This is a genomic window from Paenibacillus sp. FSL P4-0127 (genome assembly GCF_038007325.1).
GTDB classification, from domain to species: domain Bacteria; phylum Bacillota; class Bacilli; order Paenibacillales; family Paenibacillaceae; genus Fontibacillus; species Fontibacillus macerans.
Genome location: NZ_JBBOWY010000001.1, coordinates 4,149,993 through 4,175,857 on the forward strand (window position 1 = coordinate 4,149,993; position 25,865 = coordinate 4,175,857).

Below are 25,865 nucleotides of genomic sequence, written 5' to 3' on the forward strand. Positions count from 1 at the left end.
AGGTCCTTTGTTCCGTGCAATCCCATGCGTTGGATGCGCGGGAGGGATGCGTTTGGGGCTTAATCCCGCAGTTAGAGTCAGATTGTTATGGAACTTATTTCAAGGTTAGAACCGACTCTTCCCCTTCTTTCATGCGCAAAAGCACTGAGTTTTCGGCACCTTCTAAACTGTGGTAGTCTAAACCTATGGACACTGCTCTAACGGACCCAAATGACTTTTTGCTTCTAAACGAGCTCACCCGGCCGATTCGAGGGAAATAACGTCATCTCGGTCCGTTACATTTGGCAAACCTCCATTTTTTTGCGGATAGAGCCTTAGGAGTCCCTTAGCTCCCCGTTTCCCCGCTTCTTCAGGTTCCGCTTCTCCTGTCACCTCTACACCCGCACTTCGTCCTTTAATCCGCCGGAAATTTTATACGCTATCATATTGAAAAAATCCGGGCGGCCATTCAAGGCCCCGGCATATTTTGGCCAAAGACCGCGTACTGTTTAACGGCGATAAAATCGCGGCCGACGCGGCCGAAACGATAGAACCTGCCGAATTGACACGGATGGAGATGACCTGAGTATGGAGGAGATAACCCGCTCGCTGCTCGCTTGCCGGACGGAAGGACGGCGCTGCGCCGTGGCTGCGGTGATCGAGGTGGACGGCTCCGCTTACCGCCGCGAAGGGGCGCGCTGCCTTATCCACGAGGATGGGGAAGTGACGGGTATCCTCAGCGGCGGCTGCATCGAGGAGGATTTGCGCGGGCACGCCGCGGAGGTGCTGCGTTCCGGCGAGCCGCTAAAGCTGTTCTACGACTTCCGGGTCAAAGGCGACGGCGTTTGGGGGCTTGGGCTCGGCTGCAACGGTGCGATCACCGTTTGGCTGGAGCCGTTTGATCCGGTGCGCGCTCCCGAGGCGGCGGACCGGATTTTATCCGACCTGCTGGGGCGTGCGGAAACGCGGGAGCCCTACGAGGCGGTGACGGTGATCGTTTCCTCCGATCCCGTCGCCGTTCCGCCGGGCACGCGCGGGGTTAGCCCCAGCGGGGCGTACGCCGGCCGGCTTGACGGCGGCCGGACGGCCGGGCTGGTGCGAGACGTACGCGGCAGCTCCCGGCTGGAGCTGCTGGTCGAACGCATCGCACCGCGCCCGGAGCTGGTCATCGTCGGCGCCGGCGACGATGCCCGCGTGCTCTGCAGCATGGCGAAAATGCTGCAGTGGCGCGTCACCGTCGCCTACCATGCGACTGAAAAAGCGGGCAAAAGCCGGTTCCCGGAGGCGGACGAACTGCTGATCATTCCGCGCCTTGCCTTTGACCAAGTGGACGTCAAAGGCAAATTCGTGGTGGTCATGTCGCACAATCTCGACTTGGACCGCGAAGCGGTGCGAAAGATGCTTACGCCGGAGGTGGCTTATCTGGGGCTCGTCGGCTCGAGATACCGGCTGGAAAGAATATTGGAGCATATGGGGCCCGGGCGGGAACATCCGCATAAGGCAGATGAAGCAGACGGAAGCCTTGGCGAAGCCGGGGAGCAGGGAACGGAGCAGGAGACGGAGCAGGGTGAAGCGCAGCGCAGCGGCATAGACCGCAGCCTCTTGGATAAGCTGTATTCCCCCGTTGGCCTGGATATCGGGGCGGCTACGCCACAGGAGATCGCCATGAGCATCCTTGCGGAAATGTTGGCCTGCCGAAACGGCAAGCCCGGGGGATTTCTACGCAACCGTAAAGGGCTGCGCGCGGCATCCTCGGCCGCGCAGGTTGCCGAAGCGTGCCTTGCGCCGCGGGATCTCTGCCAAACTTCGGAGACTACTTGCCATGTCTGACTGGGCAAACGCCGTCTGGGCGTTGATTCTCGCCGGCGGGGCGTCGGCGCGGATGGGCCGGCCCAAGCTGCTGCTTCCGGCGCCCCAAGGCAATGTGCTTAAGCAAACGGTATATCAGGCGTTGTCTTCCGGCAGCTGCCGGGTGGCGGTTATCGCCGCCGCAAACGGCCCGGTCAAGCGGAAGCACCTGGAGGTCCGGCCGGTGCTGCGGGCGGGAGCCGGGGGCATGATGACAGCGGGAGCGGCCGATGTTCGACCGGATTTGGCGGAGGTTACCGAATGGCTTGAAACGGATGCTTCAGCACGGGGGCTCGGCGCATCGCTGGCCGCCGGCGTGCGGCAGCTGTCGGCGCGCCATTCAATGCAGGCCATCCTGGTGCTGCTTGGCGATCAGCCGGAAATAAAGCCCGATTCGATCCGCCGGGTGACCGGTACGTTCCGGGAAACCAGAGCATGGATCGTTCAGGCCCGTTATGAGGATCGTCCGGCCCATCCGGTGCTGTTTGCCGCCCCGCTGTTTGCCGAACTGACCGCGCTGAACGGCGACGTGGGCGCCAAAGACCTTCTGCGCAAATTTAACGATCGCATTGTATATTCCGCTGTCCCCGGTCCGGCGCCGGGTGATATCGACACGCCGGAGGACTATCGAAGTTATGTGCGGAATGCTTTTTCCAAAACTTGATTTGCCGGGAGAGAGACGTTATTCTTAGGTCAATCCATGTTAGGAGTGATGTAAGATGGAGCTCACATACCGGTTTGATCCCGAGCGTCTCGAGATCCGCGAAACGGCGGGCGATGCCGATGTGGAGTTTGAGATTACCTTCCTGCAGAAGGAGCCTGTGCTGGCAAAAATGCGGGACGTGCAGAAGCAGTTCGAGGAAAACGACGTCTACACGGATGTTTTGTTCTACATGAATGAAGGTCGGGAGCAGCAATACAAGGTGGTTGTTCGCAAGGATTTTTACACGGACTTTATTTTGGCGCTGCTGAAACACCAGCTTTTGACCCGGGTGGAATGGACGTAAACACAAAAACAGAAGATCGCCGCTTCCAGCGCCTTTCTGGCCTGAATGGGGCGATCTTCTGTTTTTGTTGGCACGAGAAGCGATTACCCGATGGCCGTAGCTGTAAAAACGATCGGACCTACAACTCTTGCCGCGGCATTGTTGTCTTGATTTTCCACGATTAACTGGTAGTTTTGCGTACCGAGCGGAGCTTGCTCTACCATATTCACGGTGATCAGGCCCCAATCGTTAAAGAGATCTTCCAATTCCACGAGCCCGTAAAATATTTCCGTACCCGCCCTCCAAATCCGCACCAAAATATTCGGGGTATCGGCTAACGCCTCGACGCCGACCGTGGCTTTCAGTTCCACCCGGTTGTTAAATGAAGCGGGGTTTGCCGGATCAATGAACACCGAGACGGCGGCGATTTGGACACCGGCCGGTGAAATAGGGATCGGGATCGCCGGACCGACATTGGTTGCGGGCGAAACTACCGATGCATTGTAATCCAGTAATGTTCTTGCCATAGGACTATCATCTCCTTTGGTTTTCTGCTTTTATTTTATGTTGCTAAACGACGCTCGTTTGGATAAAGGTAGCGGTTCAGTTGACTCAATTTGGTAAGCCAAGCAGGTAGGCGTGGATCATTCCCGCAAGTTTTTAGCCGCTTTAGCCCGCAAAAAAAAGGCCGCCTCCGGCTGCTTGCCGATAGGAAGCCGTTTATCATCATGGAAAGTTGTTAGCGAAGGCCTACTGCGAACGCAGCTGTTCGCCGCGAACGGCGCGTTTGGCCGACCATAGACGCCAGCCCGTCAGCACCGCGGCCACCAGGCAGATGGTCGCCGAGGTCATAAAGACGACGTGCATGCCGGAGAGGAACAGATCGGGGCGCCCCGGCACCAGTCCCGTACACCGCTGGCCGGCGAGGCTGCTCATGACGCCAAACAAGGTCGTGGTGGCGACGGTAATCCCGACCACCATGCCGACGTTGCGCACAAGCGAGTTGATGCTGCCGGCGATCCCCAGCTGCGTTCTCGGCACCTTGGACATCACCAGCGAATTGTTGGGCGATTGGAACAAGCCGCTTCCAAGACCGAGCATCCCGATCCATACGCCGACCAGGAAAATAGGGCTGCTCCCGTGAAGACCGGCGAGGCCAACCTGGGCGATGACCATCACGATCAGGCCGGCGAAGGTGAGCAGCTCGGAACCGATTTTGTCCGACAGCGCGCCGCTGAGCGGAGCGACGATCACCATCACGATCGGGAACAACATCATCAGCAGCCCGGCATGCGATGGGGAAAGGTTCAAAATGCTCTGTGTATAAAAAGGTGCGATAATATTAAAACAAAAATTGGCGACAAAAACGAGAAATCCGCACAGGATGCTTAGGCTGAACAGCGGATTTTTAAACAGCGACAGCTGCAGCATCGGTTCGGTCTTGCGCGTTTCGATCCAGAGAAAAACGATAAACACCACGGCCGCAATGATCAGGGCGGCGATAATACGCGGGTCGCGGTAGCCGATCTGCTGTCCCAGCAGCAAGCCGGAGAACAAGGCGAGAATAAATAAAGGGAACAGCAGGCTGCCGGCTTTGTCGATTTTTACCCCCAGCTTGGTGCGGTCCGCAGGCAGCGTTCTCCAGCCGATCACGATGGCGATGAGCCCTACCGGAATGTTGACCCAGAAAATATATTCCCAACCGAGCGCGGACACGATGACGCCGCCCAAGCTTGGTCCGGCGATGCTGCCCAAAGATACGAACGTGCCGATCAGCCCCAACGCCCGCCCCCGTTCCGTAGCCGGAAAAATATCCGTGATAATGCCCTGGTTGTTGGCCATCGTCATCGACGCCCCCAACGCTTGGATCAACCGCGAGCCGACCAGCATCGTCAATGAAGAGCTGAACCCGCAAAGCAGCGAACCCACGGTAAAGATAATCATGCCCCACTTGAAAACTTTGATTTTTCCGACGATGTCCCCCAGCTTGCCGAAAAAAAGAATCGCCGCGCAGATCATCATTAAGTAGGCGGTGACCACCCATTCGGCCTCGGCAACCTGCAGATCAAGCTGCTTAGAAATAACGGGGAGGGCGATGTTAACGATGCTGCCGTCGAGCGTCGACATAAACGTAAACAGATTCAGCACGACGAGAATAAGCCAGCGCCGCTTTTGGATTTGCGGATCCTCCTGATAGGATACCGGAGCGCCCATACTTTCCGTTTTCATACAAACTACACCTCTCTTGTTCGGTATACCCAAAGATTGCATTTTGTTGCGTCCGCAACTGTTTTGCTGGTTTTAGTTTACTCCGATTTAGTTGCACATGCAACAGATTTTTAGTAAAATTTTCGTAAAACAGACCGCTCGCAAAGAGGTGAAAGGGATGGAGAAGTTTTTCGTCGGCAAGTTGATCTCATACATCCAGCGCATGAACCAAAAGCAGCTGGCCGCCTTGCTGAAGCCTTACGACATCGGCGGCGGAGGGCACCACACTTACCTGAAGGCCATTTTGGCGAACCCCGGGATCAATCAGGATCAACTGACAAGCGAAGCCAAGTTCGACAAAGCGACCACGGCCCGCTGCGTAAAGCAGCTGGAGGAGGCGGGCTATGTTTACCGCCGGATCGACGATCACGACCGCCGTGCCTACCGGTTGTATCCGACCCAAAAGGCCAAAGACTTCGAGCCGACGCTGCGGCGGATTTTTGAGGAACACAACCGCCGGTTCACAAGCTGCTTGACGGAGGCGGAAAAGGAGCAGCTATCGAGCTTGCTGCAAAAGATCTACGACAGCTATCAGGCGGATTAAAGCTGCCGTCGGATCTATTTTCCCTAGGTTCAATCCATATTATTTATAGGAACGAAATGCAAAAAAAAGCAACGGTTTAATGTCCGCGGAACGATTTTTGATGAAACGAAGTGATATCGCGAAAAAGGGATTGCCCGTCATCCGTGACGGCAAAACCGGCGGACAGCGGAAGGTAAAGAGCGCGGTAGGGCTCGGGGACCCAAATATACTGGTGTACATAAGACGTGGCGATAAAACCGCACCGCTCCCAAAATTTCAGGCGGCTGCGGTTTTCCTCCGTATCATCGGCCTCGGCTTCAATGATGATTGCCTTAACTAGGCTTTCGCTGGCCGCCCAATCGCGGATTTGCTTGAACAAGCCCGCGCCCAGCCCTTTTCCGCGCAAATCGCGGCGGATGGCCATATAATCCAGGATCAGCCGTCTATTTTCCGCAGGGCCGCTAAACCCGGCAACCGCCATGGCGGCTGCTTCGCCGTCCAGAGTCCCTGCGTGCATGCAGGCGATCCCCTTGTTTAACATGCTCCGCAGCACTTTTTCCGGTTTGGCTCCGTGCGGGAAGGCTTCCCGGTAAATCGGGCCGAGCCGTTCCCACCAGGTTTCGTCCCAATGCATAATTGTTTCGAATTTTAGCTGCAATGAAGGTGCCTCCTCAAGCGATGAATGAATGTTAAGCAGCGTGTCTTTAAATAGTAATACAGCGGCGTGGCTGCGGCAAATTTTCACCGATTCCAAACTTCAGGACATATGTCCTTTCCAAAAGGTCCCGTGTTATCTTTTAATATGAACAGACTATGAAGAGGGGAGAACACCATGAAAGGCTTGTTATTTGCGTTTTTGGCGGGGGCCTTTATTACACTCCAAGGGGTGGCGAATTCGCGGATCAGCTCGAGCATCGGCACCTGGCCTGCGGCCGCGCTAACGCAGTTCACCGGCTTTATCGCGGCCTGGCTCATCTGGCTGTTTATCCGGGACGGCAATCTGAAGCAGTTGGGGCGCGTGCAGCCGTTATATCTCGGCGGCGGAGCGCTCGCGGCGATCATTATTTTCTCCAATGTCACGGCGATTCAGCATGTCGGGGTCACGCTTTCGATCGCGGCCGTGCTGATCGCTCAGCTGTGCATGACTTTCCTGATCGACAGCACCGGGTGGTTTGGCATCGAAAAGAAAAAAATGCGGCTGCCGCAGTTTGTCGGCATCGCGCTGATGATTGCCGGCGTCGCGATTCTTAAATTGTAGGCCGGCCGCGCTTGGGAGGATCGGAACTTGAAAGAAATCGAAGATCGCGGGCAGCTTAAAGCCTATATGCAGACGCATCAACTGGATAACGTATTTACGGAGCCGCTCATCCCGCACCTGACGCTGCTTACTTTCGACCAAGGCGAGTTGATTTGCGCCCAAGGGGAGCCCTCCGGGGTGATGTATGTTTTGGTGAAAGGGAAAATCAAAATATACAACACGTCGGAGGAAGGGCGGACGCTCGTGATTTCCTTCAAGACGCCGCTTGAAGTGATCGGGGACGTGGAATATATCCGGGGCAGCGATATCATCAACACGGTCGAGGCGGTATCCCCGGTGCACATGATCGCAGTGGAGTACCGCTGGCTGCGGAAATACTGCGGCGATCATTCTCCGCTGCTGCGTTTTTTGCTGGACATCATCACTAACAAATTTTATATGAAGTCTAGCTCGCTGAGCTTTAATCTGCTGTATCCGGTGGAGGTCAGGCTTGCCAGTTATTTGCTGTCCGTATCGTTTGACGAATCCGGCTCGGGTTATAGGAGGGAGCTTAGCACCGCGGACCTGACGGATGCGGCCAATCTGATCGGCACCAGCTACCGGCATCTGAACCGGGTGCTGCAGAAGTTTGCCGCCCGCGGGCTGATCGAACGGAGCCGGAAGGGCATTTTGGTCAAGGACAGGGAAGGTCTGCAGAAGCTGACGCACCGGAATATTTACGAATAATCGGGAGGAAACGATGGTTTTAGGGATTTTATTGGCGCTGATTGGGGGTTCTCTGGTCGGTATACAAAATATTTTTAACAACAAAGTCAATGAGCATACGGGTACCTGGACGACCACCACGCTCGTGCTGGGTCTCGGGTTTGCCGCTTCTTTTGCGATCGGATTGTTGCTCGAAGGGAAAAATATGTTCGCGCTGCGCGATATGCAGACTTGGTTTTATTTCAGCGGCTTGATCGGCGTGGGCGTCGTCACCTGCATGGTGCAGGGAGTTAAGCGTTTGGGGCCGACCTACGCCGTGGCGATCGTTATGACCTCCGAGCTGGGATTTGCTTTGTTGTTCGATTCCATGGGATGGCTCGGGCTGCAGAAGGTTTCGTTTACGCCGAAACAGCTGATTGGCGTATTGGTCATCGTCGGAGGGATCTTCGTGTATAAACTGGGTGAACGGCGCAGGTCCGAGGCGGCGGCCACCGCCAAGAAGGCGAAGAGGGAAGCGTTGAACTAAAGAATTACAATTAGAGAACGAGGAGGAAAGAATATGCCGGAGAATATCGATAAAATCGCCTGGATTTGTATCAGGGACGGGCGGATTTTGAGCGTCCGCTCCAAGGGGAAGGAGCTATTTTATTTTCCCGGAGGGAAGCGAGAGCCCGGCGAAACCGACGCCGAAACGCTGCAGCGCGAAATCGGCGAGGAGCTGTCCGTACGCATCAAGCCGGAAACGATCGCCTATTACGGTGCGTTTGAAGCTCAAGCCGACGGCAAGCCGGAAGGGGTGCTCGTCAAGATGACGTGTTATACGGCCGACTGCGCGGGTGACCTTGCGCCCGCCTCCGAAATCGGAGAACTGGCCTGGCTCGGCTATGCCGACCGGGACCGGACGTCGCTGATCAGCCGGATCATTTTTGACGAGCTGCATGAGAAGAACTTGCTGGCTTGATGGAGGACCTAGCGAGATTAGGGGTAGGGGAATAGGGAGGCAGGGAGATTGGGTGGTAAGGAGTTTGAGAGTTGGGAGTCGTCTGTCTGTCGTTTCGAAGCGTATTAAGAAGCATATTCAGAAGCATATTCAGGAGGACATTCAGCAGCATACTCAGCAGCAAATAAGGACAAAAATTGTGCTTATTTCCGTGCTGAAATGGGGAATGGGGGAAATAAGCGCACCGCCGTATCACCGCACATCGCAACACCATACAACGGACCGCCGAACCGCCACACAACCGCCGTTATCACCCGGTAGCCATCCTGCAATGAAAACCGCTGACCCGCTCAGCGGTTTTTTTAATAGGGTTTTCACCGCCATCATCAGGGATTTCCCTGATGGGAAGATGGAGGCGCGCCGTTCCATAATGGAAACAGACAGAATGAATATCATTGGATTCCCCGATCAAATGCATTCATTCGTGGATGAAGGAGTGAACGCTTCCTATGAAAAAAAGATCAGGACTAACTTTTTTCAAACCGAAGGAAGGCTATTCGGGAAACTGGTCGATCGTTGAAGAAAAAAGCCGGGAATGGGAGAACATGTACCGCGGCCGCTGGTCGCACGACAAAGTGGTGCGCACGACGCACGGGGTCAACTGTACCGGCTCCTGCAGTTGGAAGGTTTTTGTGAAAAACGGCATCATCACCTGGGAAAACCAGCAGATCGATTATCCGTCCTGCGGGCCGGACATGCCGGAATTTGAGCCGCGCGGTTGTCCGCGGGGCGCATCGTTTTCCTGGTACGAATACAGCCCGCTGCGGGTGAAATATCCGTATATGCGCGGGCGCCTGCTGCGGCTGTGGAAAGAGGCGCTGGCAAAGCAAGGCGACAACCCGGTGGAGGCATGGGCCAGCATCGTGGAAAATCCGGAAGCCGCCAAATCGTATAAGCAAGCCCGCGGCAAAGGCGGCCATGTGCGCGTGACGTGGGAGGAAGCTACCCGTCTTATCGGCGCGCAGCTCATCTATACCATAAAAAAATACGGGCCCGACCGGATCGCCGGCTTTACGCCGATCCCGGCCATGTCGATGATCAGCTACGCATCGGGCGCGCGCTTTATCTCCCTGCTGGGCGGGGAAATGCTCAGCTTCTACGACTGGTACGCCGATTTGCCGCCGGCTTCGCCGCAAATCTGGGGCGAGCAGACCGACGTGCCGGAATCGTCCGACTGGTACAATGCCGGCTACCTCATCATGTGGGGCTCCAACGTGCCGCTGACGCGCACGCCGGACGCCCACTTTATGACCGAGGTGCGGTATAAAGGGACCAAAGTGGTGTCCGTAGCCCCGGACCACGCGGAAAACGTCAAGTTCGCCGACAACTGGCTGGCCCCGCATCCGGGAACCGACGCGGCCGTCGCGCAGGCGATGACGCATGTCATTTTGGACGAGTTCTACGTGCGGCGCCAGGAGCCGATGTTCCTGAACTATGCCAAGCAGTATACGGACATGCCGTTCCTGATTTTGCTCGATTCGCATGAAGGCAAATACAAGGCCGGACGGTTCCTGAGAGCCAGCGATCTCGGCGAACGTTCGGAGCACGCCGAATGGAAGCCCGTTATTATCGACGAAGCGGAAAACGAGCTGATCGTCCCCAACGGGACGATGGGGCAGCGCTGGGAAAAAGACGTGAAATGGAACCTCAAGCTCGAACGCGAAGACGGAACGGCTATCAAGCCGGCGCTTTCGGTCGAAGGCCATGAAGCCGAGTGGACGGAAATCGTCTTCCCGTATTTCGACCAGAGCGGCAACGGCACGTTTGCCCGGACGATTCCGGCGAAGCGGATTACGCTCGCCGACGGTTCGACCCGGCTGGCGGCCACCGTGTATGACCTGATGCTCAGCCAATACGGCGTGAAGCGTCCCGGCGGCTCGAACGCGCATACGGCGGCCGGCTATGACGACGCCAGCTCGCATTACACGCCGGCCTGGCAGGAGAAGATCACCGGCGTCAAAGCTTCGCTCGTCGTGCAAATCGCCCGGGAATTCGCCCAAAACGCGCTCGATACCGGCGGGCGCTCGATGATCATCATGGGCGCGGGCATCAACCACTGGTTCAACAGCGATACGATTTACCGCTCGATCCTGAACCTGGTTGTGCTGACGGCCTCGCAGGGCGTAAACGGCGGCGGCTGGGCCCACTATGTCGGCCAGGAAAAATGCCGGCCGATCGAGGGCTGGTCGACGATCGCGTTCGCCCGCGACTGGCAGGCCCCGCCAAGGCTGCAAAACGCCACCTCGTTTTTCTATTTCGCCACCGATCAGTGGAAATACGAGGAAATGAGCACGGATTCACTCAAATCGCCGACGGGCGGCCAAACGAAATACAGCCATCCGGCGGATTACAACGTGCTGGCCGCGCGCCTGGGCTGGCTGCCGTCTTACCCGCAGTTCAACAAAAGCAGCCTGGCTTTTGCCGCGGAAGCGGCGGCAGCCGGAAAGACCGAAAACGCCGACATTATCAAGTACGCGTACGAACAGGTCGTGAAGGGCGAAACAAAGTTTGCGATCGAGGACCCGGACGCGCCGGAGAACTTCCCGCGTACGATGTTCGTTTGGCGCTCGAACCTGATCTCCAGCTCGGCCAAAGGGCAGGAGTTCTTCATGAAACATCTGCTCGGCACGAATAACGGGCTGCTGTCCACGCCGAACGAAGAGGAAAAGCCGCAGGAAATCGTCTGGCGCGATGAGGTCGAAGGAAAGCTCGACCTGCTTGTGTCTTTGGATTTCCGCATGACCGCGACGCCGATGTACGCCGATATCGTGCTGCCGGCGGCGACCTGGTACGAGAAGGTCGACATCTCCTCGACCGACATGCACCCGTTCGTGCATCCGTTTAACCCGGCGATCGATCCGCTGTGGGAATCGCGCTCCGACTGGGATATTTACCGCACGCTGGCCGGCGTCCTGTCGGACATGGCGAAAGAGCATCTGCCGGGCGTCTACAAGGACATCGTAAGCTCACCGCTCGGCCATGATTCCATCGGCGAAATCTCCCAGCCGTACGGCGAGGTGAAGGATTGGAAACGCGGCGAGATCGAGCCGGTCCTGGGCAAAACGATGCCCGGCTTTACCGTGGTTGAGCGGGATTACACGAAAATTTACGACAAATACGTTACGCTCGGGCCTAATCTCGAGACCGGCAAAGTCGGCGCCCACGGGGTATCGTTCCCGGTGAAGGAAGAGTACGAAGAACTTAAGTCCATCAATGGCGCTTATTTCGACGACACGATCAAAAACGGGCGGCCGAAGCTGCATACGGCCAGACACGCGGCCAACGCCGTGCTGCATCTGTCTTCGGCGACGAACGGGAAAGTTTCGCAGCGGGCTTGGGAATCCGCCGAGCAGGAACACGGTGTGGAGCTTAAGGATATTTCCGCCGACCGCGCCGCCGAAAAGATCACGTTCGCGAACATTACGGCCCAGCCGCGCGAGGTTATTCCGACGCCGGTGTTCACCGGCTCGAACAAATCGGGCCGCCGGTATTCGCCGTTTACGACCAATATCGAACGGCTTGTTCCGTTCCGCACGTTGACCGGGCGGCAGCATTTTTACCTGGATCACGAAATCTTCCTCCAGTTCGGCGAAGCCTTGCCGGTTTATAAGCCGACGCTGCCGCCGATGGTGTTCGGCCCCCGCGACAAGCAGGTCGCCGGAGGCGAAAACGCGCTGGTGCTGCGGTATTTGACGCCGCACGGCAAATGGAACATCCACAGCACGTACCAAGACAACCTGCACATGCTGACCTTGTTCCGCGGCGGCCCAACCGTGTGGATCAGCCGCGAGGACGCCGAGCAGCACAACATCGCCGACAACGATTGGCTGGAAGTGTTCAACCGCAACGGCGTCGTGACGGCGAGAGCGGTCGTCAGCCACAAAATGCCGAAAGGCACGATGTTTATGTATCATGCCCAGGACAAACACATCAACGTGCCGGGCTCCGCGATTACCAAGGAGCGGGGCGGCAGCCACAACGCGCCGACGCGCATCCATTTGAAGCCGACGCAATTGGTCGGCGGTTACGCCCAGCTGAGCTATGGCTTTAACTACTACGGTCCGATCGGCAACCAGCGGGACGTGTACGTGGCCGTGCGCAAACTGAAGGAGGTCGATTGGCTTGAAGATTAAAGCGCAAATTGCCATGGTGATGAATCTCGATAAGTGTATCGGCTGCCATACGTGCAGCGTCACATGCAAAAGCACCTGGACGAACCGGGAAGGCGCGGAATACGTCTGGTTCAACAACGTGGAGACGAAGCCGGGCATCGGCTATCCGAAGCGTTGGGAGGACCAGGAGCAGTACAAAGGGGGCTGGACGCTGAAGAACGGCAAGCTGGAGCTGAAATCCGGCAGCAAGCTGTCCAAGATCGCCCTCGGGAAAATTTTCTACAACCCGGACATGCCGGAAATGAAAGATTATTACGAGCCGTGGACCTACGACTATGAGAAGCTGACGAATTCGGGCGAGAAAAAGCACCAGCCTACGGCGCGCCCGAAATCGGCGGTCTCCGGCGAGCCGATGGACATCGACTGGGGGCCCAACTGGGAAGACGATCTGGCCGGCGGACATATCACCGGGCCCAAAGATCCCAACATCGAAAAAATCGAAGAGGAGATCAAATTCAGCTTCGAGCAGTCGTTTATGATGTACCTGCCGCGGCTCTGTGAGCATTGCCTCAACCCAAGCTGCGTGGCGTCCTGCCCTTCGGGCGCGATCTACAAGCGCGATGAGGACGGCATCGTGCTCGTCGACCAGGAGGCCTGCCGCGGCTGGCGCTACTGCATGACGGGCTGCCCGTACAAGAAGGTGTACTTCAACTGGAAAACGAACAAGGCGGAAAAATGCACCTTCTGCTTCCCGCGCATCGAGGCGGGGCTGCCGACCGTTTGCTCGGAAACGTGCACCGGCCGGATCCGCTACCTCGGCGTGCTGCTGTACGACGCGGACCGCGTGCAGGAAGCGGCTTCCATGCCGAATGAGCAGGACTTGTACCAGGCGCAGCTGGACCTGTTCCTCGATCCGAACGATCCCGCAATCATCGAGCAGGCGCGCAAGGACGGGCTTAGCGAGGAATGGCTCGAAGCCGCGCAAAATTCGCCGGTATACAAACTGGCGATCGAATATAAGCTGGCGTTCCCGCTGCACCCGGAATACCGCACGCTGCCGATGGTTTGGTACGTGCCGCCGCTGAGCCCGATCATGAGCTATTTCGAAGGCCGGGATTCGATTCAAAATCCGGACCTGATCTTCCCGGCGATCGAAGAGATGAGAACGCCGATCCAATATTTGGCCAATATGTTGACCGCCGGAGACACCGGGGCGGTAAAAGTCGCGCTGCAGCGCATGGCGATGATGCGTTCGTATCAGCGGGCGCACTTTTCCGGGAAACCGTTTGACGAAAGCCGCCTGGACCGGGTAGGCATGTCAGCCCGGCAAATCGAGGAAATGTACCGCCTGCTGGCGATCGCCAAATACGAAGACCGCTTCGTGATTCCGACTTCGCATAAGGAAGGCTACATGGACCCGTACCGCGCCCAGGGCTCGGAAGGGTTCGGAATGGACTGCGGCGGCTGCGGCCCGGCCTTCACTGCGCAGGAAAAAGGCAAGAGCGGCCAGGATTTATACGAACAGAACTTTTACGGGGGGATCTGGCGTGATTGATCTTGTCAAGCTGCATGAGTATAAAGAGATGTTCGGCTTTTTTGCCGGTCAATTGGCCTACCCCGACAAAGCGGCTTTTCGCGAGCTGCGCGAAGCGGAGGAGCTAAACTGCCCTCCTGCGGTCCGTGAACCGATCGCGGCATACCGGGAACGGATGCTCCTGCTCAGCATGGACGACATCGAAGAACAGTATGTGCAGACGTTCGATTTCGAGAAATCGTCGACGCTTTATATGACCTACTTCAAATATGAAGATTCGCGGGAACGCGGGCAAATGCTGACGGCGCTTAAGGGCGTTTACGAGCTGTACGGTCTGGAAATGGAAGGCCGGGAGCTGCCGGATTACCTGCCGGTGATGTGCGAGTTTCTCTATGCCGCCCAATGGCTGAATCAGGAGCAGGCCGAAACCGCCATGCAAACGCTGCTCACCGTGCTTGAAGACGGCACGTACAAACTGATGAAGTCGCTCGAGAAGCAGGACAGTCCTTATTTTTATCTCATCAAGGGGTTAAGGGAAACGTTTAAGCTGTGTCTTCGGCAGGAGGTGAACGCTAGTGAGCTTGGTTGATCAGTTTGCCTGGGTTATATTTCCTTATCTGTGCGTCGCCGTTTTTATCGTCGGCCATATTTTCCGCTACCGCTACGACCAATTTAACTGGACGGCCAAATCCAGCGAATTTATCGAGAAAAAACAGCTGATGATCGGCAGCCTTCTGTTCCATATCGGCGTCATTCCGGTCATTCTCGGGCATGTCGCCGGGCTGGGGATTCCGAAGTCGTGGATGAACGCCATGGGCGTCAGCGAGCATTTGTACCATATCGGCGCGATGTACGGCGGGGGCTTTTTCGGCGTCGTCACGTTTGCCGGGATGCTGATCCTGACGGCGCGCCGCCTGACGAAAAAAACGATCCGCCGCTTAAGCTCGGTTTCGGATATCGCGGTCAATGTGCTGCTATTGTCCATCGTTTTTATGGGCCTGTTCTCCACGCTGGTTACAAACAATGTGCAGCCGGAATTCGATTACCGGGAAACGATATCGGTGTGGTTCCGCAACCTGCTGGTGTTTCGCCCGGAGGCCGCCTATATGGCGGAAGTGCCGCTTTCGTTTAAAATTCATATTATAGGCGGATTTTTGATTTTTGCGCTGTGGCCGTTTACCCGGCTCGTTCATGTTTGGAGCGTACCCTTGAATTATGCCCGGAGAAGCTATATCCTTTATAGGAAGCACCGCCAGCATTAACGCCGGCAGAAGGATTTGAAATTAGGAGCCTAGCGTATGAAGCCATTGTCCAGCGATTACCAGTTCAAAATAGATCAGCTAAGGGAGCAAGCGGGTTACGATTTCGCCGCCCTCGCGTTTGCGCAAACGGCGGTCAACGATTACGTGATCACGTGGCAATTCGCTTCCGGCAATTTAAATGAACGTTATAAGCGCATCGTTCTCCAATCCGGAAAAGGGATTGCCGGCATCGTGTTCAAAACCGGCATCCCGATCCTGGTGACCAGCGTCCGGGAGCAGCTCAACCCAAAGGAATTAATCAATTATCCGATCGTCATGTCGGAGAAGTTGACCGGCCTTGCGGCCATTCCCTTATATTTGGCGGACCGTGTGGAAGGCGTGCTGCTGATCGGCTGCCGCGGGGGGCAAACGATGCCCCAAGACACGCTGCAGGCCTTATACGGGGCGCTTCACGGCCGGTTCGGAGATTTTGCCGTAAAGGAGTTGACCATCCCGTGAGCCAGCCTTCGCTGCAGATTTCGCCCGAGCTTTTGCTGAAAATGTATGGACAAAGCGCGGAAGCGATCATTTTCTTCGACCGCGACAACGAAGTTATCGCCATGAATCCGACGGCGGAGCAATTGCTTGACCCGCGGATGTTCCGCCGGGGGAAACGGGACGGAAACAACGCCTTTTGCTTTGCCTGCCGGGGCTACACCAGCGAAGAGGAGCCGATGACCTGTTTGGATTGTTATTTGTCCAATCCGCTTAAAGATTTCAGCTCCTTCCAGCTTTATCTGGAAACGAAGGACCGGGGTCTCGTGCCGTATTCCGCCGGTTTCCACACGGTCGATGAACAGGCCGGCATCCGCGTTTTGATGCTGCGCGATCTGACGAACCATCTGCTGACCCAACAGACCTTGAACCGTAACACGATGACCAAAAGCATCATCAAGGCCCAGGAAGACGAGCGCAAACGGATTTCGCGCGAGCTGCACGACAGCGTGGCGCAAGAGCTCGTCAGTTCGCTTGTCGATCTGCGCGTGCTGAAATATTTGAACGTGCAGGAGGATGCGCTGCAAAAAATCCGGCAGACCGAGGCCTCCTTGACCCGGCTGCTGGAGCAGATCCGCAATCTGTCCGTGGAGCTTCGTCCGGCGTCGCTGGACGACCTTGGCCTGGAGGCGGCCTTCCGCTCCCATTTCAAATGGGTCGAGAAAAACTACGGGGTGGTCGTCCGTTTTAACGCGGAGCTGGGCGGACTGCGGTTCAATAACGAGGTCGAAACGGTCGTTTACCGGGTCTGCCAGGAATCGCTGCTCAACGCCTTAAAGTACGCCGATGTCGACGAAATCACCGTGCGGCTGTACATCGCGGACCGCAAGCTGGAGCTGGTCGTCGAGGACCGGGGAAACGGCTTTGACGTCAATGCCAGGGACCCGAAGGGAACCGGCCTCGGCTTGTACGGGATGAAAGAACGGGCCGAACTGGTAAACGGGGAGATTGTTATCACCTCGGAGCCGGGGAAGGGGACGACGGTGCTGCTCAAGGTTCCGGTCGGACCGGACGGAACGGTCAGCCCCTGACGGGTGAGTCTGCATAATAGAACGGAGTTGGAAGGGAGGAGCGGATCATGAAGGTTGTCATTGCCGATGACCATGCCGTCGTCCGCAGCGGCTTTGCGATGATCATCAATTTTCAGGAAGACATGGAGGTCGTCGCGACGGCCGCCGACGGGATCGAAGCCTACAAAATGGTGGCGAAGCATCGGCCGGACATTCTGCTGATGGATCTCAGCATGCCTCCCGGCGAAAGCGGACTGATCGCCACCGCGAAGATCAACGAGGATTTTCCCGATACGAAAATCATTATCCTGACCATGTATGACGATGAGGAATATCTGTTCCACGTGCTGAAAAACGGAGCCAAAGGTTATGTGCTGAAAAACGCTCCGGACGAACAGCTGGTCTCGGCGATCCGCATGGTGCATCAGGGCGGCGTTTACATCCACCCGAAGCTGGCCACCTCGCTCGTCCGCGAGTTCATCAACCAAAACCAGGAGGCGGACGAGAGCAGCCCCTACCGGATTTTATCCACCCGTGAGATCGAGATTTTGCCGCTGGTGGCCAAGGGCTACGGCAATAAGGAAATCGCCGAGATGCTGCATATTTCCGTAAAAACCGTCGAGGCGCATAAAGCGAAGCTGATGGAGAAGCTGAATTTAAAAACAAGGCCGGAGCTGGTGGAATACGCGCTCAAAAAGAAGCTGCTGGACTTTTAATCCAAGCGCTTGCCCATAATCGTCGTTTGATGATTATGGGCTTTTTTGTGTCCAAACGGCCAGGTTAGGGAGTTCCGGAACGCAAGCGAGGGATTTCCCTATTTTAGCCGGGCGGTGTTCTCCTCTACAATACGGATTGGGGAATCCGATCGCGGTTCATTCAGTAATTTGGGAAAGGTGATCTATTTGATAAGAAAAGTTCAATTACCGCTGCAAACATTAAATCTTATCGTTGGTTTTGCCGTGTGGGTGATCATCTCTTCGCTCGTGTCGTTTATGGGCGAAGACATCAACATCCCGCCCGACAAGGTGGCGATCATCACGGCGATTCCGGTCGTGCTTGGTTCTGTGCTTCGTATACCTATCGGTTATTACACCAACATCTTTGGGGCCCGGCTCGTCTTTTTGATCAGCTTCGTCTTATTGCTGTTTCCGGTGTACTACATCAGCGAAGCGAAGTCATACGTCGATCTGATCATCGGCGGGTTGTTCCTCGGGATCGGCGGAGCCGTATTTTCCGTCGGCGTTACGTCGCTGCCGAAATATTACCCCAAAGAGCGCCATGGCTTGGTGAACGGCGTTTACGGATTGGGGAATCTGGGAACGGCCGTCACCTCTTTTTCGGCGCCCGTCATCGCTACGCAAATCGGCTGGTCGATGACCGTGAAGCTGTATCTGATCTTGCTGCTGGTGTTTGCGGCATTGAATTTTCTCCTGGGCGACCGCAAGGAAGTCAAAGTGAAAACGTCAATGATGGAACAGATCAAAGGCGTCTACAAAAACGAAAAGCTGTGGCTGTTTTCGCTGCTCTATTTCATTACCTTTGGCTCGTTTGTCGCTTTTACCGTGTATTTGCCGAATTTCCTCGTCACGAATTTCGACCTTGGCAAGGTTGACGCGGGGATGCGGACGGCCGGCTTCATCGCGCTCGCTACGTTCATGCGCCCGGTTGGCGGTTGGCTGGCGGACCGCTTCAACGCGCTTTATCTGCTGGTCGGGGTCTTTACGGCCTTTACCGTGGCCGCGATCGTGTTGGCCTTCTCGCCGACGTTCACCTTATATACCGTCGGTTGCCTCGTTATCGCGATCGCCGCAGGGTGCGGGAACGGGGTGATCTTTAAGCTGGTACCGCAGTATTTCAACAAGCAGGCCGGGATCGTCAACGGGATCGTTTCGATGATGGGCGGACTCGGCGGATTTTTCCCGCCGCTGCTGTTATCTTACATCCATTCGGTGACCGGGCAGTATTCGATCGGATTTATGCTGCTGTCGCAGGTGGCGCTGGCCAGCGTGATCCTCGTTCTTTGGATGCTCTACCATGACAAGGCGAGCTTGCCGGCGGAGACGTCCAATATCAGCAATTAAAGCTAGCCGTATTCATGAAAACAGCCTTGGCCGTAGTCAATCATCGGGCCAAGGCTGTATTATGTTTAGCGGCGGTTCAGATCACGTAGAAACATTCCTTTGCCTCCGTCTGCTTGATGCCGAATTCAAAGGTGTCCTGACGCAATCCCCGGCGCATCGTTTCAAGCGATAAAATATCCGCCGGAGGAATATTCCCCAGGTGTACGTCCGAACCGAATTTCCGCAGCAGCAGCACTTGTTGATGCTTCAGCGGCGCTTCCCACATCAGCCTGCGGGAATCGGGGACGAATTCCAGGATATTGTCGACAATATCCATGCGGGCATCGCCCTTTTCATCGAAAATGCCGACGCCGCAACCCGACTCGCGGGCCTCTACGGTCATCAGCTCGGCCCCGGCCTCCAGATCGGCCTCCTGAGTCTCCGCCAGATGTGTGGCATCGATAAGCGACCCGGACAGCTTTTTGCCGAATTCCGTAACGACCTTAAGACCGTGTTTTTTGCCTTCCTGAATCAGCTCGGTGCGTTTTTTGCGCGGAAGCTCGATCGTTCCGTCGGACACCTCAATCCCGTTGAAGCCGAGGCTGCAGACCGCGTCAAAGAAAGCCGGAACGGCATCTTGCTGAACGGCCGTTTCCAGCAGCGTGCCGCCGGGCATCACCATCAGGCCGTGCCGTTTGGCCAAATTGATCTTGTACAGCAGCAGCTCCGTGCTGTACAGCGGGGATGTGCCAAAGCCAAACTTGACGCAATCGACATAGGGGGAACCCAGTTCGATCAAATCCGCAAACGCATTTCTGCCCAAGCCTTTGTCGATGATCATTGTGAGGCCGCGGCTTAATGCCTCCAAGGGTTGACGGTTGCCCTCGCCGGGGGCTTGACGGCGCAGTCCGCTCGGGTCGCTTAGCTCGTGGGGCCAAACTGCACGCAACGTACTATTCATCTGGAATCTCCTCATTTCTTTAAACTTAGCTTTTGATCCAATGTCATAGGCATCATATGCGTTTGCCCCCCGGCAGGTGCCCATCTTTTGGTAAAAGGGAATCGCGGCTCAGCTGACTTTACGAGGCGGCCGGATTAGGAAAAAGACCAGCCCCAGCGTAATCAAAGACAGGACCGAGACGGAAATAAACACCAGATAATCCGACTTGTCCATCATCCAACCGAATAACGGCGGACCGAAAGCGACACCTAGAAACCGCAGGCTGTTGTACAGGGAGGTGATCATGCCCCGTTCGCTTTTTTGCACCGCCCCGGTAATGATCGTATTTAAACAGGGCAGGAGCAGCCCGGTACCGATGCTGCTGACCGTAAGCAGGCCGATAAACACATACATGTTTTTGAAGAAAAAAATCGTGGCCCCGAGCGCCAGCGTCATCAACAGCAGCCCGATGTTCATAAGCCAGCGCATCAACGTGCCTTTTTTCTTGATCACGCTCCCGGTCGTATAGGATGTAATGACCATCCCAAGCAGGGGAATGGCTAAAATAAAGCCTTTGACGACCCCGTCGATGTTGTAGGGCGGATCCTCCAAAATATTGGACAAATAAAACAGCACGCCGAACAAAATGAACAGTCCCAACGATCCGGCAAAAAAACAGGTGATCAGCCAGCTGCCTTTTTTGCTGAAAACTTCCCCGATTTTGTGAATGTATTTCCCCAGCTCCTGCTTCTGCTCGTGTTTGGGTTCTTTAATCAAAAACAAGACAGCAAGCAAGGACATGAGACAAAACGCGGGAAACGCGAAAAACGAAGCGTACCAGACAATCAGAACGAGCAGGGAGCCGATGATCGGACTAAGCACTTTTCCCGAGCCGTTGGAGGCCTCAATCAGCCCCAGCGCTTTACTTTCCGTACCGCCCTTGTAAAGGTCGCCAACCAGGGCCATCGCGATGGGCGCGGTCCCGGCGGCCGCCATGCCCTGGATCGCTCGGGCGGCAATAATCACCCCGTAGGAGTCCCAAATCGCTCCGAAGCCGGCGAGTACGCCCGCTCCGCCGTAAACGATCAAAGCGGGGACGATGATCATTTTCCGCCCAAACTGGTCGGACAAATAGCCGATTACCGGAATGAACAGGGCGGCGGCCAAAGAAAAAATCGAGATGACCAAGCTGCTTTGAAATTTGCTGATCCCGAGCTGCCGCTGCATTTCGGGAAGCACGGGCACCAGCATGGAGTTGCCGAATACCTGCACGATCGGTATGGTGGCGATGGCGATAAATTCCCAAATACGCCCTTTGGACTCACTGCCGGATTTCTCCTCGGCTTCCTCGGCTTCTTTTGTTTTGCGGCCTGGAGTAAGGCGTATATCGCTTTCAAACGAAATATTCAGCTTGCGTGATTTGGTCTTTTCCATGTGTATTAGCTCCTCAGGTCGGTCAAAATGTAAACACATAATTAACAAGTTCATTATTTGTTATTCTCATGGAAGGTATTCATCACGGGTCCGTTGCACCATTTAAGCCGGGTTGGGCATAAGCTGATAATGCTCGGGAAGAAGGGAGGAACATGTTGGATATCGAGATTATGCAGGGGGGCGGCAAGATGCCCGCAGCTTCGGATATCAACGTGGTGATTGACGTCATACGGGCATTTACGGTCGCTCATCAGGCGTTCATTCATGGCATTAAAGGCATCTTTCTCGCGGCAACGCCGGAGGAAGCTTTTTGCTTGAAAAAGGAAAAAGAGGGATGTCTTCTGGCGGGAGAGGAAAAAGGGCTGCTCATCGGCGGCTTTGATCTTGACAACTCCCCGGCGCGAATACGGCGGGCGGATCTTCGGGGGAAGTTTCTGGTCCAGAGAACGACCAATGGCGTGAAGGCGACGCTAAACGCTCTAAACGCCGAGCATGTTTTGGTAACGGGGTTTTCGAACGCCCGGACGACAGCGGAGTTTATCAAAGCAAGATGGCTTAAGTCCAACCCCTCCATCACGATCAACATTATCGCCTCGCATCCCACGGGGGACGATGACCTGGCCTGCGCGGAGTACATTTCCGGCATTCTTCAAGGCACCTTCACTCCTTCGGCGGAGGAAACCAGGCTAAGGATACTTGGCTCCGAAGCAGCCCAAAAATTTTACGATCCCGGCAAGCCGGAATTTTTGCCTGAAGACATGGAATTTTGCAGCGCGGAGTTGCGCTCGGATTTCGTGATGGCGGTGAACCGCTTAAACCGCATTCCTTTCGTGGAAAAAGTGATAGTTTGAATAAGAAGGAGAATAACGATTTTTTCGGGAGGTCTGGTTCATCGTTATTCTCTTTAGCTTTTTGCATCCGTTTGTTATTCCGGTTTTTTGGTTAAACAGGGCTATTATGCCCAATTGCCGCGAAATCTTTTTTGATCGAAGGCACTTTTGGTTTGCTTCATGTGTTATAAACATAGAAAGCCATGGAGGTGAGAAAAACGTTACAGGAACCTAAACCGCCGGAAAGCTTACGGGAGCCCGGGCAAATTGAAGACATCGTCCAGCGGATTCAGCAAGGGGAACGGGAAGAGTTTGCGCTGATCGTTCAGGCGTTTCAGCAGCCGATTTTTCGCTACTGCTGCCGTCTGCTCGGCAACCGGCAAGACGCCGAGGATGCCGTACAGGATGTTTTGTTCAAGGCGTATCAGTCCATAGGGCGGTACAAGCCTGCGGCCAGCTTCTCGTCTTGGTTATACAGAATCGCTTGCAACCATTGTCTGAATCTATTGCGCAGACGCCGGCTGCAGAGCCGGATCATGCGTATTTTCAAACCGGAGACTGCCGCCGGGAGCCCGGAACAGAAGATGGAGGAGAGCTTGTACAGTGAAACCTTGCAAGCGGCGCTTATGAAGTTGTCGCTGGAAGAGCGGAATATGCTGGTGCTGCGGGTTTTTGAACAGCTTAGCTATCAGGAGATGAGCGAGATCCTGCAGGTTAGCCCCAATGCCTTGAACAAGCGGATGAAGAAGACGATGAACAAAATGAAGGCCTGCATAGAGCATAAGGAGGAGATGGAATGCAATACGGAGTCGGTAATGAGTACGAAAATATAATTCAAGAGGCTGTGCCCGCGAAAAATTTGCCGGAAATTGAGGTCACGGAGCGGGTGATGCGCCGCATTCGCGAGTCCGAAGGGAAAGCGCCGAACAACCGCAGCCGCTGGTTTAGCCGTACCGGGGCTTTTACGTCCGCGTTAACGCTGCTGTTTATCTCCCTAACGGCTTATGCCGCTTCCGAATGGATTCAAATCCGGAATGCCGCAGGAGAGATTAAAGTACAATATGCCGCGCCGGATCTTACAAGGGAGCAGGGTTCCTATGACAAATTTGAGCATAAAGCGCTGAAACTCGCCAAACCGGGCGAATTGATCGCTTATTATGTGAAAAGCGACAAGGCTGCAGATGACCCAAGCGCCAAGGAACAGCTGCAGTTTGCTTACAAGGAGCGCCGGATCACCGACTACGCTGCTTTTTTGGCGGAAATGAAAAGAACGGGGACTCCGCTGCTGCCCGAAACGGTAGCGGGATATCCTTTTGAATACGGTGGGGTGGGTGCGCATATTCCTACTGTTGCTGAAATAAAGAACTCTGAGGTGTATGCGCAAACACTGAAGGAGCTGAAAGCTAAAGTCGAAACCTCAAGCGGGACTCGCTTTGCCGCAAAAGTGATTCCATGGACGGAGGCCGGTGCCGTGCAGGGGAGATATACGCTGGATACCGCTCATATTGTAGTCAGCGCCGTAATGCTTCGCGGCGGCAAGCTTACCCAGGAGCAGGAAGACAAGGCTGAGCTGATTTCGGTGGAAGGCAGGAACCTTGTTTATAACGATGTGAAAAAAGAGAATAGAAGCTATCATTACCTTACGTGGTATAACGAACAGCAGGATGCTTACTATCTCTTATCCACTTTCGGCGGGCACGCTCTAACCAAGGAACAGCTCGTGAAGTTGGCCGGGGAATTATTCCGGGGCGGGCTTTGAAAAAATTCAAATGGGGGCGTTGGTTGGTACGAGGTCGATTTGATAAAACCGGCTGCTTGGAACGGCGACGAACCGTCGGCCCCCGAAATAGCGGCACTTTATGTACTTATTATCCGGGGCCAGGCATGTTCCCGCTCATTAGCGCCATTTTTTGTTCTTATTTTCCTATAAATGGCCCAGAACACGGGAAACCCAATATGGTTCAAGCAAATAGCGACATAAATTACCGCTATATCTCTCAAATTGACCGGTATCGCTGGAATAACGCCATTTTATGCACTAGCGTTGCATAAAACCTAACGCGAATAATCAAATATTAGTTAAATATGGGTAATTATGATCATTTTTCATGGAAAAAGCATAAAAAATCTCCTATTGTAAAGAGGTAGGTACGTTGTCCATAACTCTCTACAAAAGGAGACCATCCATGGATAACGTTAAAGCTAAAACGGTCATTCGTCAACTGATTTCCTTACTGCCCATCGATGTGCATCAACGTTTACTCTTCGACCATTACACCAAGAAACTTACCACGATGAAAGCGATCATGCTCTTCATCAATGCTCAGTTGAAACAATGGTCATCTTACGGTGAAATGGAAATTGCACTTCGTGCTGAGCCGAAACTTCAGCAGCTTCTACAGTTGGAGAGTATCAGCGGCTCGCAATTATCCCGAAAACTCGATCAGATCCCAACGGAGCTGTTGGAGTGGATGTTTCAGCATCTGGCATCACAAACACAGCAACGTGCTTGCCACCAGGGCCAGAGCGGGAAATTGCACATCATTGATTCTTCCAGCATTCGACTGCCGCTTCAACTTGGAAGTTGGGCCAAGATGTCAAATAAGAGTAGCGGCGTCAAGATGCATCTGCGCCTCGTTGTTACAGCTCCCGACAAGCTATTTCCTGATGCCATGATCCCCAGTTCGCTCAATGTAGGGGATCGTGCGGGGGCCGTTGAACTGGTCGTCCCCTCGGATGCGATTTATGTGATGGATCGCGGTTATGATGATTATGCCCGGATGGATCAATGGGTCCAGGACAACATCCAGTTTGTGATCCGTATGCGAGATCGCGCGCTTGCCACCGTCATTGAGGAGTATCCTGTTCCGGAAGGCTCGAACATCACGCGGGACGCCAAGGTTTGCGTGGGCAGTTCCTTCCGATCCATGGAACATTCCGTTCGTTTGGTGGAGTTTTATGACGAGCAGGAACGGACTTATCGTATTTTTACATCGGTATGGGATAAGACCGCTGAAGAAATCGCGCAGATCTACAAAAATCGCTGGCTCATCGAGTTGTATTTTAAATGGCTGAAGCAACATTTGCGATTGAAGAAGCTGCACAGTCATAAACCACAGGCTATTTGGAACCAGTTATTCTTGGCTTTAATTACTGCCTTGCTCGTGGAGCACATCCGGCACAGCACCCAAACGGCAAAAACAAACTGGCAAGTGCTCCGGATTCTCCGCGAGTATTTGTACCGTTCATGGCGATCCTTTCGAACCGAACTGGATCGGAAACCCAGTCGAAGTAGTCCGGGGAGACGTCCGGGGTCAGGTCCCAAAGCGTTATCGGTGCGCACAATGGTTGGGATAATTAAGCCAAGCAAGTTCAAGAAATAATATCCATTATATACATTTAATGGGACATCGCGACCTACGCATTAGGTAACCTTGACTTTTTGGTCTTAAGCTTAAAAAATGACTGTAAAAAAATCCATTTATAGTTTCAATAATCCAAATGTGGGTTTTGCTGAAAATTGATGTTAGTGTTCTTGCAACGCTAGTGCATTTTATGTACTTATTTTTTGGCTGGAGTTTC

Annotated in this window: 26 protein-coding genes; 21 read left to right on the forward strand and 5 right to left on the reverse strand. The window is 54.9% G+C overall.

All coding sequences use genetic code 11. From position 1 onward, the window contains the following. Positions 1 to 567: 567 nt before the first annotated feature. From NYE74_RS18720 to NYE74_RS18730, 3 genes are read left to right on the forward strand one after another with little or no spacing between them, the layout of a single operon-like run. Positions 568 to 1,809 carry an XdhC family protein gene (locus NYE74_RS18720; RefSeq protein WP_036622741.1) on the forward strand — a complete coding sequence of 414 codons (1,242 nt, stop codon included), beginning with the start codon at positions 568 to 570 and terminating at the stop codon, positions 1,807 to 1,809. Continuing rightward, positions 1,802 to 2,491, forward strand: a complete 690-nt coding sequence (locus tag NYE74_RS18725; RefSeq protein WP_036622743.1) for a nucleotidyltransferase family protein — start codon at positions 1,802 to 1,804, stop codon at positions 2,489 to 2,491. Before NYE74_RS18720 ends, NYE74_RS18725 begins: the two co-directional genes overlap by 8 nt. A 55-nt stretch (positions 2,492 to 2,546) precedes the next feature. Beyond that, positions 2,547 to 2,834 carry a hypothetical protein gene (locus NYE74_RS18730; RefSeq protein WP_036622746.1) on the forward strand — a complete coding sequence of 96 codons (288 nt, stop codon included), beginning with the start codon at positions 2,547 to 2,549 and terminating at the stop codon, positions 2,832 to 2,834. A gap of 83 nt (positions 2,835 to 2,917) precedes the next feature. Here NYE74_RS18730 and NYE74_RS18735 read toward each other — a convergent pair whose 3' ends face one another. Both NYE74_RS18735 and NYE74_RS18740 read right to left on the reverse strand, forming a co-directional pair. Further along, positions 2,918 to 3,340 (reverse strand): hypothetical protein, encoded by a 423-nt coding sequence (locus NYE74_RS18735; protein ID WP_051985421.1) that lies wholly within the window; start codon positions 3,338 to 3,340, stop codon positions 2,918 to 2,920. Positions 3,341 to 3,563: 223 nt separating this feature from the next. Next, positions 3,564 to 5,042: an MFS transporter gene (locus NYE74_RS18740; RefSeq protein ID WP_341005097.1), complete on the reverse strand. Its 1,479-nt coding sequence runs from the start codon at positions 5,040 to 5,042 to the stop codon at positions 3,564 to 3,566. A 157-nt stretch (positions 5,043 to 5,199) separates the two neighbouring features. Between NYE74_RS18740 and NYE74_RS18745 the strand changes: the two genes are divergently transcribed. Beyond that, entirely contained in the window at positions 5,200 to 5,625 is a 426-nt protein-coding gene (locus tag NYE74_RS18745; protein WP_240751804.1) for a MarR family winged helix-turn-helix transcriptional regulator, read from the forward strand. 76 nt (positions 5,626 to 5,701) lie between these two features. On the opposite strand, the gene NYE74_RS18750 is transcribed toward NYE74_RS18745, so the two are convergent. Next, entirely contained in the window at positions 5,702 to 6,262 is a 561-nt protein-coding gene (locus tag NYE74_RS18750; RefSeq protein ID WP_341005099.1) for a GNAT family N-acetyltransferase, read from the reverse strand. A gap of 174 nt (positions 6,263 to 6,436) precedes the next feature. On the opposite strand from NYE74_RS18750, the gene NYE74_RS18755 reads away from it, so the two are divergent. From NYE74_RS18755 to NYE74_RS18815, 13 genes are all read left to right on the forward strand, one after another. Further along, the gene (locus NYE74_RS18755) at positions 6,437 to 6,862 is read left to right on the forward strand and encodes a DMT family transporter (protein WP_036622754.1); all 426 of its coding nucleotides are present in this window, start codon (positions 6,437 to 6,439) and stop codon (positions 6,860 to 6,862) included. A 27-nt stretch (positions 6,863 to 6,889) separates the two neighbouring features. Next, entirely contained in the window at positions 6,890 to 7,588 is a 699-nt protein-coding gene (locus NYE74_RS18760; RefSeq protein ID WP_341005101.1) for a Crp/Fnr family transcriptional regulator, read from the forward strand. Positions 7,589 to 7,601: 13 nt separating this feature from the next. Next, the gene (locus tag NYE74_RS18765) at positions 7,602 to 8,093 is read left to right on the forward strand and encodes a DMT family transporter (protein ID WP_341005103.1); all 492 of its coding nucleotides are present in this window, start codon (positions 7,602 to 7,604) and stop codon (positions 8,091 to 8,093) included. A gap of 33 nt (positions 8,094 to 8,126) precedes the next feature. Then, on the forward strand, positions 8,127 to 8,528 hold the full coding sequence (locus NYE74_RS18770) for an NUDIX hydrolase (protein WP_341005104.1): 402 nt from the start codon (positions 8,127 to 8,129) through the stop codon (positions 8,526 to 8,528). Between the two features lie 64 nt (positions 8,529 to 8,592). Further along, positions 8,593 to 9,087 (forward strand): hypothetical protein, encoded by a 495-nt coding sequence (locus NYE74_RS18775; RefSeq protein ID WP_124332025.1) that lies wholly within the window; start codon positions 8,593 to 8,595, stop codon positions 9,085 to 9,087. Continuing rightward, complete coding sequence (locus NYE74_RS18780) at positions 9,017 to 12,700, forward strand: nitrate reductase subunit alpha (protein WP_341005105.1); 3,684 nt, start codon at positions 9,017 to 9,019, stop codon at positions 12,698 to 12,700. The genes NYE74_RS18775 and NYE74_RS18780 overlap by 71 nt, the downstream gene beginning before the upstream one ends. Then, complete coding sequence (gene narH, locus NYE74_RS18785; protein WP_036622764.1) at positions 12,690 to 14,234, forward strand: nitrate reductase subunit beta; 1,545 nt, start codon at positions 12,690 to 12,692, stop codon at positions 14,232 to 14,234. Before NYE74_RS18780 ends, narH begins: the two co-directional genes overlap by 11 nt. Beyond that, complete coding sequence (gene narJ, locus NYE74_RS18790) at positions 14,227 to 14,802, forward strand: nitrate reductase molybdenum cofactor assembly chaperone (RefSeq protein ID WP_036622766.1); 576 nt, start codon at positions 14,227 to 14,229, stop codon at positions 14,800 to 14,802. Before narH ends, narJ begins: the two co-directional genes overlap by 8 nt. Next, complete coding sequence (gene narI / locus NYE74_RS18795; protein WP_124332027.1) at positions 14,789 to 15,475, forward strand: respiratory nitrate reductase subunit gamma; 687 nt, start codon at positions 14,789 to 14,791, stop codon at positions 15,473 to 15,475. The genes narJ and narI overlap by 14 nt, the downstream gene beginning before the upstream one ends. A gap of 36 nt (positions 15,476 to 15,511) precedes the next feature. Beyond that, on the forward strand, positions 15,512 to 15,973 hold the full coding sequence (locus NYE74_RS18800) for a GAF domain-containing protein (protein ID WP_124332028.1): 462 nt from the start codon (positions 15,512 to 15,514) through the stop codon (positions 15,971 to 15,973). Between the two features lie 41 nt (positions 15,974 to 16,014). Continuing rightward, positions 16,015 to 17,040 carry a sensor histidine kinase gene (locus tag NYE74_RS18805; RefSeq protein ID WP_124332209.1) on the forward strand — a complete coding sequence of 342 codons (1,026 nt, stop codon included), beginning with the start codon at positions 16,015 to 16,017 and terminating at the stop codon, positions 17,038 to 17,040. A gap of 47 nt (positions 17,041 to 17,087) precedes the next feature. Beyond that, positions 17,088 to 17,735, forward strand: coding sequence for a response regulator transcription factor (locus tag NYE74_RS18810; protein WP_036622774.1), 648 nt, complete (start codon positions 17,088 to 17,090; stop codon positions 17,733 to 17,735). Positions 17,736 to 17,921: 186 nt separating this feature from the next. Continuing rightward, positions 17,922 to 19,100 carry a nitrate/nitrite transporter gene (locus NYE74_RS18815; protein ID WP_341005106.1) on the forward strand — a complete coding sequence of 393 codons (1,179 nt, stop codon included), beginning with the start codon at positions 17,922 to 17,924 and terminating at the stop codon, positions 19,098 to 19,100. A 76-nt stretch (positions 19,101 to 19,176) separates the two neighbouring features. Here the strand turns inward: NYE74_RS18815 and NYE74_RS18820 are convergent, their stop codons facing one another. Both NYE74_RS18820 and NYE74_RS18825 read right to left on the reverse strand, forming a co-directional pair. Further along, positions 19,177 to 20,040, reverse strand: coding sequence for a phosphosulfolactate synthase (locus NYE74_RS18820; protein WP_341005107.1), 864 nt, complete (start codon positions 20,038 to 20,040; stop codon positions 19,177 to 19,179). 108 nt (positions 20,041 to 20,148) lie between these two features. Next, positions 20,149 to 21,453: an MFS transporter gene (locus NYE74_RS18825; protein ID WP_328272470.1), complete on the reverse strand. Its 1,305-nt coding sequence runs from the start codon at positions 21,451 to 21,453 to the stop codon at positions 20,149 to 20,151. 155 nt (positions 21,454 to 21,608) lie between these two features. On the opposite strand from NYE74_RS18825, the gene NYE74_RS18830 reads away from it, so the two are divergent. From NYE74_RS18830 to NYE74_RS18845, 4 genes are all read left to right on the forward strand, one after another. Beyond that, positions 21,609 to 22,304: a 2-phosphosulfolactate phosphatase gene (locus tag NYE74_RS18830; protein WP_445323423.1), complete on the forward strand. Its 696-nt coding sequence runs from the start codon at positions 21,609 to 21,611 to the stop codon at positions 22,302 to 22,304. 182 nt (positions 22,305 to 22,486) lie between these two features. Further along, on the forward strand, positions 22,487 to 23,116 hold the full coding sequence (locus NYE74_RS18835) for an RNA polymerase sigma factor (protein ID WP_445323407.1): 630 nt from the start codon (positions 22,487 to 22,489) through the stop codon (positions 23,114 to 23,116). Continuing rightward, a complete protein-coding gene (locus NYE74_RS18840; RefSeq protein WP_341005110.1) occupies positions 23,080 to 24,042 on the forward strand; it encodes a hypothetical protein in 963 nt (320 codons plus the stop codon). Before NYE74_RS18835 ends, NYE74_RS18840 begins: the two co-directional genes overlap by 37 nt. Before the next feature lie 427 nt (positions 24,043 to 24,469). Continuing rightward, positions 24,470 to 25,666 carry an IS4 family transposase gene (locus NYE74_RS18845; protein ID WP_240752336.1) on the forward strand — a complete coding sequence of 399 codons (1,197 nt, stop codon included), beginning with the start codon at positions 24,470 to 24,472 and terminating at the stop codon, positions 25,664 to 25,666. The last annotated feature ends 199 nt before the right edge of the window (positions 25,667 to 25,865 follow it).